The organism is Pedobacter sp. KBW01, assembly GCF_003852395.1.
Taxonomy (GTDB): Bacteria; Bacteroidota; Bacteroidia; order Sphingobacteriales; family Sphingobacteriaceae; genus Pedobacter.
Genome location: NZ_QAJQ01000007.1, coordinates 278,310 through 290,919 on the forward strand (window position 1 = coordinate 278,310; position 12,610 = coordinate 290,919).

The 12,610-nt window shown below is 40.0% G+C and carries 8 protein-coding genes; 3 read left to right on the top strand and 5 right to left on the bottom strand.

Annotated features, from left to right (window positions below):
• Positions 1–72 precede the first annotated feature (72 nt).
• The 3 genes from DBR40_RS07980 (at position 73) to DBR40_RS07990 (ending at position 4,188) form a co-directional block, all read left to right on the top strand.
• Entirely contained in the window at positions 73–1,662 is a 1,590-nt protein-coding gene (locus tag DBR40_RS07980; protein WP_124559215.1) for a peptide MFS transporter, read from the top strand.
• A 66-nt stretch (positions 1,663–1,728) separates the two neighbouring features.
• Positions 1,729–3,210, top strand: coding sequence for a peptide MFS transporter (locus DBR40_RS07985; protein ID WP_124559216.1), 1,482 nt, complete (start codon positions 1,729–1,731; stop codon positions 3,208–3,210).
• Positions 3,211–3,459: 249 nt separating this feature from the next.
• Positions 3,460–4,188, top strand: coding sequence for a polyprenol monophosphomannose synthase (locus tag DBR40_RS07990; RefSeq protein ID WP_124559217.1), 729 nt, complete (start codon positions 3,460–3,462; stop codon positions 4,186–4,188).
• Between the two features lie 78 nt (positions 4,189–4,266).
• Here the strand turns inward: DBR40_RS07990 and DBR40_RS07995 are convergent, their stop codons facing one another.
• The 5 genes from DBR40_RS07995 to DBR40_RS08015 all read right to left on the bottom strand — a co-directional run bounded on the left by DBR40_RS07995 (position 4,267) and on the right by DBR40_RS08015 (position 12,597).
• Positions 4,267–4,770, bottom strand: a complete 504-nt coding sequence (locus DBR40_RS07995) for a YdeI/OmpD-associated family protein (protein WP_124559218.1) — start codon at positions 4,768–4,770, stop codon at positions 4,267–4,269.
• A 145-nt stretch (positions 4,771–4,915) separates the two neighbouring features.
• The gene (gene dnaE, locus DBR40_RS08000; protein ID WP_124559219.1) at positions 4,916–7,933 is read right to left on the bottom strand and encodes a DNA polymerase III subunit alpha; all 3,018 of its coding nucleotides are present in this window, start codon (positions 7,931–7,933) and stop codon (positions 4,916–4,918) included.
• A 2-nt stretch (positions 7,934–7,935) separates the two neighbouring features.
• Entirely contained in the window at positions 7,936–9,246 is a 1,311-nt protein-coding gene (dinB, locus tag DBR40_RS08005; RefSeq protein ID WP_124559220.1) for a DNA polymerase IV, read from the bottom strand.
• Positions 9,247–9,618: 372 nt separating this feature from the next.
• Positions 9,619–11,580 carry an OmpA family protein gene (locus DBR40_RS08010; protein WP_124559221.1) on the bottom strand — a complete coding sequence of 654 codons (1,962 nt, stop codon included), beginning with the start codon at positions 11,578–11,580 and terminating at the stop codon, positions 9,619–9,621.
• A gap of 45 nt (positions 11,581–11,625) precedes the next feature.
• The gene (locus DBR40_RS08015) at positions 11,626–12,597 is read right to left on the bottom strand and encodes a type IX secretion system membrane protein PorP/SprF (protein ID WP_124559222.1); all 972 of its coding nucleotides are present in this window, start codon (positions 12,595–12,597) and stop codon (positions 11,626–11,628) included.
• Between the last annotated feature and the right edge of the window lie 13 nt (positions 12,598–12,610).

The following is a 12,610-nucleotide window of genomic DNA, read 5'->3' on the forward strand; positions in this document are numbered from 1 at the left end:
ATTGCGCCCTGCTAAACTAGCTTAAACAACACACAAATTCTGAATTCATAAACCAAAACCAACAAATGTTTTATGCAAAAATCTAATGCAACCATTAGTATTGACGATAACAAGGAACTTGATATCCATTTAGAGAGTAACAGCGTATCAAAAGAAAAATTATTTAGTCACCCGGTAGGCCTCTTTGTACTATTCTTTACTGAAATGTGGGAGAGATTTAGTTACTATGGAATGAGATCTTTACTCGTTTTATTCTTAGTAAGTGAAATGAGCAAAGGCGGCTGGCAATGGACAAGACCAGAGGCTTTACAACTTTATGCATGGTACACAGGCTTAGTTTATTTAACCCCAATAATTGGCGGCTTAATTGCCGATAGATTGACAGGATATAGAAAAGCAGTTATTTTAGGAGCCTTAATTATGACTCTCGGTCATATATCAATGGCCTTAGAAGGTGCAAATACCAATTTCTTCTATTTAGGATTATTTTTATTAATCGCCGGAAACGGATTATTCAAACCAAATATTTCTTCTATAGTTGGTAAACTTTATCCATCTACAAGTGATAAGAAAGATGCTGCTTACACCATTTTCTATATGGGTATTAACTCTGGTGCCTTTTTAGGTATGTTAATGTGCGGTTATATAGGCGAAAAAGTGGGCTGGCACTGGGGTTTTGGACTAGCGGGAGTATTTATGTTTTTTGGAATGCTTCAATTTTACTTCGGACAAAAAATATTTGGTGTTTTAGGTGCTGCCGTAAATAAGACGGAAAAAGTAGTCGATCCAACTGATGAAGTTTTACCAAAAAATGTAAGTAATCAACGCTTAGCTGTAATTGCAGTGTTTTCGATTTTTACTATCTTCTTTTGGATGGTATTTGAGCAGGCAGGCGGTTCAATGACTATTTTCGCAAAAGATTATACCCTTAGAAATTTAACAGGAAGTGCAGGTACAACTTTTAAATGGGTTGATGCAATACTTACTATTTTTCCACTTATTGCTGTAACGGTGGTTTTATTAAGCCTGGCGGCAAAAATTGCAAAAAAATATCCTGCTACAATAATTTTCACAGCAATAAGCTTTATTATTATCTGGGGATTAGCCATCTGGAAAGTACAAAAGGAATTTACCTCTTTAAATACAGAAGTTCCTGCTTCATGGTTTGGGATTTTGAACTCATTCTTTATTGTTTCTCTTGCTCCATTTGTATCTAAAGTATGGGAAACTAAATTTAATCCAAGTGGCCCTGTAAAATTTGGTCTGGGCTTAATTTTCGTCGGTATAGGCTTTGCTGGATTGGCATATGGTGGTATGGACATTGCAAAAGGAGCCACATCAGCGCAGGTAAGTATGTTCTGGTTAATATTCGCTTATTTCTTTCATACTGTTGGAGAGTTATGCGTTTCGCCTGTTGGTTTATCGTACGTTAGTAAGTTAGCTCCTGCTAAACTGGTGGGTTTAATGTTCGGTGTATGGTTTACCTGTACTGCTATCGGTAACTGGTTAGCAGGTACTACCGGAGGTTTAATCGATAAGATAAGCTCAGAATACTCTATTTCAATTTTCTTCTTAATATTTACGATCATTCCTATTGTTGCAGGGTTAATTATGTTTGCATTAAGCCCTTTATTACGCAAGTGGATGCACGGTGTTCATTAACAGAATAGAATAAATTTCATATAAAGCCCGGTTCCGATCGGGCTTTTAATTTTTAAACAAATTTCAATGGAACAAACAGTTTCAATAGAAGATATCCAGAATTTTGAGGGAAAATATCCTAAACAGCTCTGGCATCTATCGCTGGTAGAAATGTGGGAACGTTTCTGTTTTTACGGCATGCGTGGCGTACTGGCCTTTTTCATGGTGGATCAGCTAGGTTTGAGCGATCAGAAATCGAACCTGCAATATGGTGCCATTCAAGCTTTTGTATATGCGTTTACCTTTATTGGGGGTATTTTTGCCGATAAGATTTTGGGCTTTAGGAAATCACTTTTTTGGGGTGGATCGTTAATGATTATCGGTAACCTGGTCCTGGCTTTTTCGCCCCACGATCTGTTTTATATTGGCATAACCTTATCCATTATCGGTACAGGTTTTTTCAAACCCAATGTATCTTCAATGGTGGGTGAACTCTACCACGAAAAAGATAACAGAAGGGATGCCGGATACGGACTTTTTTATGCAGGAATTAATGTAGGCGGCTTATTAGGTGGTGCCATGTGTATTTATTTGGGTAAATATTACAGCTGGCATTTGTGCTTTTTATCGGCGGCCGTGGTAATGATGTTTGGCTTAGGCACCTTTATTTTCACTAAAAAACATTTAGGTCCTATTGGCAACTCGCCATTATTGCACCTTAAAAAAACAAAACAGAAAACATTCGAAATTTCGGTTTACATCGGCTCTATCCTGTGTATCCCGCTAATTTACATCATGGTAAAAAACACAGCTTTTACCGATTATTTCATGTACACGATTGGTGTGGTGGCTATGATTTACTTTTTGTACGAAACCTTTAAAATAAAAGATAAAAAGACACAGTATAAATTGCTTGCAGCTTTTGTATTTATCTTTTGTTATTTCATTTTCATGGCCATTTCCGAGCAAAGTGGTGGTTCGCTTTCGTTGTTTGCAAAAGATAACCTCGATCATAAAATTCTCTTTTTTAATATCGACCCCAATGTGGTAAACAACAGTGTAAACTCTTTCTTTGTTATTGTGTTTAGTCCGATTGTGGGTATTTTGTGGTTAGGCCTTTACAAACGCAAAATAGAGCCCAATACTGTGGTTAAATTTGGTATTGGTTTTCTTTTACTGGCGCTGAGTTTTTATATATTTTATGCTACCCGTTTCTTTGCAAACGCACAAGGCATTAGCTCGCTAAATGTATTTACACTGGCATATTTACTGTTAACGCTGGGCGAACTTTGCTTAGGTCCTATTGGTATGTCGATTATTACCAAACTTTCGCCTAAAAAGATGTTTGGTATGATGATGGGACTTTGGTTTTTATCGAGTGCTTTTGGGCAGTTGGCTGCAGGGAAACTGGGCGCAGAAATGTCGAGTATCGATAATGCTTCGTTAACCACCAAGTTAATGGCATATACTGAAGGCTATAAAGCTTTGGCATTGTACTCTTTAATAGCTGGTTTAGCTTTAATCCTTTTTTCTCAGTTGGTTAAAAGGCTAATGCAGGAAGTTAGATAATTGCTTAATATTAACCATATAAGGCATTTGAGTTTCATATAAGTTTTAAATCTTAAGTGTCCTTAAATGTCTTATATGGTAAAAAAATAATTGTTTAATGTCGTTGATGTAAAGCATCCACAATTCAAGGAAAAATCGTGATGAATTCATATTAAATCTTTACTTTCGCCTTTTGAAAGCAAAGGGCAGTGTGCAAATAAGCGCAGGGCATAAAATACAAAGCTTTTATTCATAAAAAACACAACGAACGTGCCAGATAGTTTAGTCATCATACCAACGTACAACGAGAAGGAAAACATCGAAAAGATTATCCGCAAGGTATTTTCTTTAACCCAACCTTTTCATGTTTTAATTATTGATGATGGCTCTCCAGACGGAACTGCTGATATTGTAAAATCGTTGCAGGATGAATACCAGGGGCATTTGTTTATCGAAGAACGTTCGGGCAAACAAGGTTTAGGCACTGCATACATTTATGGTTTTAACTGGGCACTGCAAAAAAATTACGATTACATTTTTGAAATGGATGCTGATTTTTCGCACAACCCTGATGACTTGGCGCGCCTGCGCGAAGCTTGCGTAAATGGTGCAGATGTAGCTATAGGATCGCGGTATGTTAAGGGGGTAAACGTGGTAAACTGGCCGATGGGCAGGGTTTTAATGTCGTACTTTGCTTCAATGTATGTTCGTTTTATTACCCGCATTAACATTCAGGATGCTACTGCTGGTTTTAAATGTTACCGCAAAATAGTGTTGGAAACCATTCCACTAAATAAAATTAAGTTTGTGGGCTATGCCTTTCAGATTGAAATGAAATTTACCGCCATTAAATTCGGATTCAAAGTGGTTGAGGTGCCTATTATCTTTACCGATCGTACTGAAGGCACTTCTAAAATGAGTACACGTATTTTTAGGGAAGCCTTTTTAGGTGTAATCCAGATGAAGGTGAACAGCTGGTTCAGGAATTATAATCGGTAGCCCTAAGTTGGGAGATTGGAATTGGGAATCAGCGTAATTCTTTTATTCTTTACTATTTCCAAACTAAAAAATCCGAACTCACAACTTACTCTCCCTCATCATTGCTCCAAAATCCTGCCCTTTATCCATCGCTTTAACCGTCATCGCAAGCCTTTTAGTACGGGTTGGTTCTGTTTTAGCCTGATTAATCCAGTTGATGTAATAGTTTTGGTGCGATTTAGGTTGTTTTAAAAAATTTTGGATCAGATGCTCCTCTTCTGACAAACAGATCTCGAGATCTTCGGGCATTTCAATTTTAAAGTCTTTATCTTCTGTTAAGAATAATTCGATAGCTGCTCCGGCTTCTTTTCTGAGTTTTTTGCGCAATGGACCATTTAAGGCAATGATAAAATCGCCCTCTCCCATCGGTATGGTAGCCAGGCCGGAAACTTCGAGCTGATCTATTTTGCCTTTTACCCTAAAGCTCTTTTTACAACCGGCTTTAATCTCATTGGCTAAAACCTCCGGAATAAATACATAACTCCAGCCAGTTTTTTCGCCCATGCTTTCGAAACGCTCTATTTCTGCTTTGAAGTGAATCATGGATTAAATATAAAAATTATGTTGATGAAAAAGCTTAAACGATGGAATCGTTGGGCTATTTATGCACGCGTTAGAAACGCGCGCAAGCGTACAAAATATTATTCGGCTCATATTTTTAACAATGTTATCGAATAATGAATATTTTTTAATCAATCGCTACCGGATTCATCTGAATATCCAGTTTGGCAAACTTTAACACCTCGATGCTTTGAAAGCCAAAATCTTCGACAACCTTACCCAAAATCAGGTAACAGCCTTTCCCTTTAAAAGGATACATAGGAGTATTATTAGGAAAATGGGTAGTATCGAAAAATTCGCCGTCGGCATCTAAAAATGTACCGAACCACATTTTGGTGTTTTTAATGGTATGTACCGTTTTCTCGCATACATAATTGCCCACCATCCTGATGGTTTTACCTAAATATTTGTGCAAATCGGCAGCCATTACATCGCCACGGTAGCTTGTTTTCAGAAAATCGAACATTTTATAATTCAACGGATAACCAAGTAATTCTAATTCTGTATAAGCATTCTCGAGCTCCGAATCTATCAGCTCAGGCAACTGATAGGTTTTATAACTCAGCTTAAAAAGCTCGGCCGCATTTACTTTTTTTTGTTTAAAGCCGAGGTAATTGTGTACATCCCAAAGCAGGGTTTTACGGTCTTTGCCGGTAAAGCGCAGGCAGCCCAAACGGATTAGAATAATGGCCTGCTCTAACGAAATATTGCTCCGCTTTACAAAATCTTCCAGATCGAGATAAGGTCCATTGGTCCTACGCTCGGCAGGAATAATCTTGATATTTTTCTCTTCCAGCCCCTGCACACCGATAAAGCCTATATAAGCATCTTCGCCCTGTATATTCACCACTTCATCGCTGTGGTTTACACAAGGTAAATGCACGTGCGCACCTGTTTTTTGCAGCTCGTTAACGTACACCCAGCGGCTGTAGAAACCACCATAATTATTAAGCACGGCAACCATAAATTCCATGGGGTAATACGTTTTAAGGTACAGGCTCTGATAGCTTTCTACGGCAAAGGAAGCCGAATGCGCCTTCGAAAAGCTGTAACCTGCAAAAGATGAAATCTGTCGCCACACTTCTGTAATCAATTCTTCTGAGTGACCTTCTTTACGCGCCGAGGCAAAAAATTTGCTTACCAATTCATCAAAAGCCAATTTCGACCGGTATTTGCCGCTCATGGCCTTGCGCAGCACATCTGCATCGGCCAGATCGAGGCCAGCAAAGTAATGGCATACTTTAATTACATCTTCCTGGTAAACCATTACGCCATAAGTTTCGGCCAGTTGCTGCTTCATTACCTCGCAAAGGTAAACTACTTTATCGGGTGCGTGATAACGTTCTATATAGGCTTTCATCATGCCCGAACTGGCTACCCCCGGACGTATAATAGAACTGGCAGCTACTAAGGTGAGGTAATTATCACACTTTAATTTTTTGAGCAACTGCCGCATAGCTGGCGATTCGATATAAAAACAGCCTACGGGTTGCCCTTCTTTTAAGATTCCGTTCAATTTGGCGTCATTTTTAAAAGTCGGGAAATCGTGTATATCGATCTGCTTTCCCTTATTCTTTTGAATTAACTGTACAGCTTCGCGAATATGGCCAATGCCCCGCTGACTTAGAATATCGAATTTCTCGTACCCGATTGCTTCGGCTTCGTACATATCCCATTGTACTGTAGGAAAACCCTTGGGCGGCATATCCAATGCAGTATAATAGGTAATGGGTTCTTCTGAAATCAGAATCCCCCCGGCATGTATAGAGCGCTGGTTGGGCATATTTTTCATGTATTGGTGCACAGCCAGCAATTTTTGATAGGTGGCGTTCAGCAGGTTTTCCCTTTCTTTGGTCGGGTCGGTAAAACTATCGATCTCTTCTTTGGGCAAGCCCATTACCTTACCAATTTCGCGGATAATTGCACGGTCTTTGAAAGTACTCATAGTACCCAAAAAAGCTACATGCCATTCGGGATATCGCTTAAAAATATAACGTTGTATCGTTTCTCTTTCATCCCACGAAAAATCGATATCAAAATCAGGCGGACTGGTTCTTTTTTCGTGCAGAAAACGTTCAAAGTATAAATCGAGATCGATGGGATCTACATCGGTAATGCGTAAGCAATACGCTACAATGCTATTGGCCCCAGAGCCCCGGCCTACATGATAAAAGCCACATGTGTTCATGGCATAATCAACAATATCGTAGGTGATGAGGAAATAGGCACAAAAATTTTTGAGTTCAATAATCCGTAGCTCTTTTTCCAAACGTGCAGTGGCTTCTGCATTGTTTTCGCCATAGCGATCTTTAAGCCCATTTTCTGCTAATTGGCGTAACAGCTTTTTATCGCCCTCAAAGCCTTCATTGGTATAATAGAATTTATTTTTAGAAGAAGGTGTGGGGTTATCTTCAAAGTAAATACTCAAATCGCAACTGTTTAGTAACTGATGGGTATTTTGAACAATAAAAGGATACTGTTCAAACTGCCTGGTGAGGTCGGCTTCGGGCATTAAAAATTCGCCGGGATCGCATTTCTGCTCATCGAGGACTTTACTTAACAGTGTGTTCAGTTCAATGGCCCTAAAATATTCGTGCAAACGGTATGTAATTTTATTGGTTACGGTAACCGGATGCCATACCACCAGTTTTTCTTTCTGCCTTAGCAGCGGGTGCTTGTATAAAAAATTAAGTTGCCTGCCTTGTATCCCTACAAATTCATTTTCTTTTAGTGCCTGATTAAATGATTTCTGAAAAGGATAAATGAGATATACATTCCTCATTTCGGGCGGGGTTTCGGGGAGGGCAATATTGTTGATGTTGTGGTAGCTCAAAAACTCATTCAACTCGCGCATGCCTTCTTTATTTTTCGCTATACCCACGTACAACAACCTGTTATCAGTTCTAAACTCAATACCAGCTCCGGGCTTAATCTGGTATGGAATATTGCCTTTATGTATTTCGTCGGACTCTTTGGCAATGCCCTGTTTATAGCACTGGCGGATAAACTCAATTGCCCCGGTTGAATTGTTGATATCCGTAAGAACCATTTGATGGATGCCCAGACTGCGCGCAGTGGCAATCAGCTGTTCAATACTCAGTGTACCATATTTAAGGCTATATGAAGAATGTACATTCAAAAACATGGCTAATCGTACAAGTTGGTACCGGTAGTTCCTTTTTCGCTCATAAAACTTCTGATTTTTGAACGTTTCTTTACTTCCTGTTCTTCATCAGCAGTATTTTCGATCAGTACTTTCTTTTTACGGGGGTTGTATTTTATTATTTTCCCTTTTTCATCGCGGGGTGGCTGGGTAACAATACAGGCTTTTACTACCGCCTCGGCCCCGTAACTGTTACGCACCTTATCCATGGCCTGGTACAGACTGTATTCTTCTTCGGCGATGTTATATAAGCCCATCTGTTCGTAACCACTTACCAGATGTGAAAGTTTAACGCCAATCAAACGCAAAAGCATTCTTTTGGCATAAACTTTTTCGAAAAGACTATGGGCTTTACTAATCAGAAAAGAATCGAGCGAGGTATAGGGAATCCGTTCCTGCTGGGTAACCGTTTCGAAATTGGTATAGCGCACCGTTACGGTAATACAGGCAGTAAGTTTTTTCTGATTGCGCAGTTGAAAGGTTAACCCTGTTACCATGCCGGTAATAATGGCTTTCAGTTTAGCGATATCCATGGTATCGCTTTCGAAAGTAGCCTGTGTACCAATGGATTTCCTTTCGCGGTAAGGCACTACAGGAGCCAGATCGATACCATTTGCTTTTTGCCATAAACTTAGCCCGTGTTGCCCCAAAATTTTAAACATAAGCTGCTGCGGAATTTGTGTAAGGGTAAGGATTTGCCGCACCCCCATTTCGCTTAACTTTTTATAGGTAGCATGGCCAATGCCCGGAATTTTATGAATAGCCAGCGGATCGAGAAAAGGCCTTAACTCTGGAAAAGTAACCTGCCGTTCGCCATCTGGTTTTGACTCATTGGTAGCAATTTTAGCCACCGTTTTGTTAACGGATAAACCAAAGGAAATGGGTAATTTCATTTCTCTTATAATGGTTTGCCTGAGTTCGGAAGCAAATTTCATGCAGCCAAAAAAGCGGTCCATACCCGTCATATCGATATAATGTTCGTCGATACTGGCCTTTTCAAAAAGGGGCACTTTATCTGCGATGATTTGGGTAATCTCATGCGAGGCTTGTGAGTATTCTTCCATATCTCCCCTTAAAAAAATAGCTTGCGGACAAAGCAATTTTGCCGTTCGGCCAGGCATTGCCGAATGGATACCATATTGCCGGGCCTCGTAACTGCATGAAGCTACCACGCCCCTATCGCTACCACCGCCAATAATAACGGGTTTACCCAATAGTTTTGGGTTTTTTCTAATTTCTACCGACACAAAAAATGCATCTTGATCCATATGAATAATCTGCCTTTCTTTTTCCATTGCTATAATACTGGGATGAATAGATCAAAAATACTAATATTTTTAGTTTTAATAAAAATACAAATTGAATTGTTTTAAACAAAATACTAACAATTTTAGTTTTATTTTTTAGTAATTATTGCAACATATAGTCATTTTTTTTCATACAAGACATTTCAGGGCATGTAGACCTGACCAAACCTTGCAGGTTTGAATCTGAGAAGAGTAGTCTGTGAAGACACAGACCATGGCGAGGCTGAAATAAATCCGATAGTTATCGGATCAGCAAGGCGGCAACGTAACATCGCGACTGTCCGGGAATGCCATAAAAAATGCCCCCGGTTTACACCGGAGGCATTAAAAAATAAAATATATTGTTAACCTTAGCTATGCTTATTGTTTTACAATTTTAAATTCTGTTCTTCGGTTAAGCTGATGTTCCTCTTCTGTACAATTTACCCCGTTGGCACATTTGTTTAGCAGTTGTGTTTCGCCGTAACCTTTAGCCGTAATGCGGTTTTTATTAATACCTCTTGATATGATGTACTGCACAGCAGATTCGGCACGTTTTTGCGATAAATCGAGGTTATAATTGTCTTTACCCCTGCTATCGGTATGCGAACCTAACTCAATCCAGATGGTTGGGTTATCAGTCATGATTTTCACCAGTTTATCCAACTCTACAGCGGCATCGGCACGGATGTTCCATTTATCGAAGTCGTAGTAAATATTTTCAATGCGGATGGCTTTGTTAATCACCACAGCTTCTAAATACAAATCTTCTTTTAGCACAGCTGAAGTGGTTAAGCCAATAGTGGCCAGGTTTTCTACATCAGCCCTGTAATTTGTTTTTTCGGCCGAAACATTGTATTCTGATTCTTTGTCGAGATCAAACTTGTAAAAACCGTTCTCGTCGGTTTCTGTTTTTAAGATGCTGCCATTTACCTTGGCTAAAGTAACTAAGGCACCTGTGAGCGGTTGTTTACTTCCCTTATCAAAAACACGGCCTTCGAGTTTGAAAGCTAAAATCATTTTCTGGTCGATGCTGTAAATATCATCGCTGCCCAAACCACCCTCGCGGTTAGAAGAAAGGTAAACAATACCGCCTTTTTCGTTTAGGCTAAAGCCAAAATCATCCTGCGGGGAATTGAAGGGATAACCCATATTTTCAATCTGACGGATTTCGCTACCAGATTTTAAAGCCCTGAACACATCCAGTCCGCCCATTCCGGTACGGCCATCGCTCGAGAAATAAAAATTATCTTTTGCATCAAAAACCGGGCTACGTTCATTGCCCTCGGTGTTTACTTCTTTCAGGTTAATTGGCTTCCCCCAGTCGCCGGCACTGGTTTTTAAACAAACATAAATATCTGTCCCGCCCAATCCACCAGGCATATTGGAAACGAAATAAAGGCTATCGCCATCGGTGGTAATAAAAGGATCGCCAACCGAATATTGGTTTACGTTATTATAGGCAAAAGATACAGGTTTGCTCCAGGTACCATCGGCAGCTTTGTTGCAGCTAAAAATCTCAACATTAACCGTTGTAGGCTGTTTCTTTAAACGCTCGAGTTCGTTGGTAATGCGGGTTAAGGTAAAATACATGGTTTTGCCATCGGCAGTAAAACTTGCCGAACCTACATGGTACCTTGTTCCGGCTTTTATCGGGAACAAGGCCAGGCTATCAGCCGGGGAAGTTTTGATGTACAGTTTTAAATATCCGTTACCGGTCCAGCCATAAACTTTTTTATCGGGTTCTTTGCTGCCATCGAACCTTAAAAAGGGTTTGCTTTCCTGCGTTTCGAGGCGGGCATCCGACCTGTCGGAAGTAAATACTACCCCTCCCTGATAATTAACGGCACCCCAATCTGACTGTATGCTGTTTAATGCCTTTTGATTAACCAGTTCGATCTTTTTAGGGTTCTTTAACCATTTCAAGGCCGAATCGCAGGAAGAAAGCCAAACAGCCTGCTGCTTTTCTGATACGTTTTTATTTTTACTGATGTAATCCAGGTACTGCACTTTGGCTTCGCTGTATTTAGAGTTGCTTTGTAAAGCTTTGGCATAACCTAAAATATTTTCGACTTTGCTGTCGGGCATTTTCGAGGCAATGGCATACCAGCTTTCGGCCTCCTTATAATTGTAAACCAGGGCATAGGCGCTGGCCAAACGTTCGGCAGTATGCAAGCTTGCTTTCTTTTTATAGGCCTGTTCGTATAAATCAATGGCTTTGCTGTAATTAAACAGCTCGTATTGCTTATCGGCATCTTTTAAAACATATTGTGCTTTTGCTGAGAAACTGAGAGCAAATAAACAATATGCAGAAAAACAGGTTCCTAGTAAAATTTTCTTCATTATAGCGTTTAGTTAATTTGGTCAAAAATATGAAATATGATTTATTTAAAACACCCTTGGGGTACTTAACCTGATATTTTGTCTGATAAATGAATAGGCAATCGAAATCTCGTGGGTACCGCTGCTGTAACCTTGCAAGGGACCGATAGAGAAATCGTAACCATAACCAATCCTTAATTTTTCGGAAGGAAAGATCTGTATGGCTGCAACAGCAGAGTTGCGTGGTGTAAGATCTTTTTGCAAATAACTTTTATCATACAGTTTTACTCCTGTACGATAAGAACCACCTATCCAGATAAAATCTTTGATCATTAAAAAGGCATTTACATCTAAGCTGGTTGGTCCGCCACGGTCGTCTTTTAACAGAAAAGAAGGCTTGATCTGAAAATTTTCGTTAAGCGGAAACAGTGCACCTGCTGTTAAATAATAATGTGGTTTGGGTTGCGGAATAAAAGCATAACGATCGATATCAATATAAGTAGCAATCAGGTTATCTACCGAAAAACCAGCATAGTATTTATCGTTGGCAAAGTATACGCCAGCCCTTGCATCGGGTACAATGGTACTCTGCATGCCTACCGGTTGGTTAGGTTCAGGGTTGTTCGGGTTTAAAAGAGAACCATCTATCCCCAATTGTGCCATACCTACCCCTAAACCTAAAGCCAGGCGAGAGCTACCATCATCGTTCAGCCTGATGCGGTAAGCATAGTTACCGTAAATGCTCAGGTTATTCTGTGCGCCCAGTTTATCGCTTGCCACCTGAAGCGCCAACCCCACATTACCACTGTTGGCAATGGCATCGACCGCCAGCGACATGCTTCGGGGTGCACCGGTAATTCCCGTCCACTGGCTACGGTAAAAGGTGTGTACGTTTAATACTTCTTTATAACCTGCGTAGGCCGGATTGATGTAAATGCCGTTGAACATGTATTGGCTGTACTGGGCATCCTGCTGTGCAGATGCTGCCCCCGATAGCAACATGAACGAACCTGCTATTATCCAAATTAATTTCTTCATCGTCTTAATATCT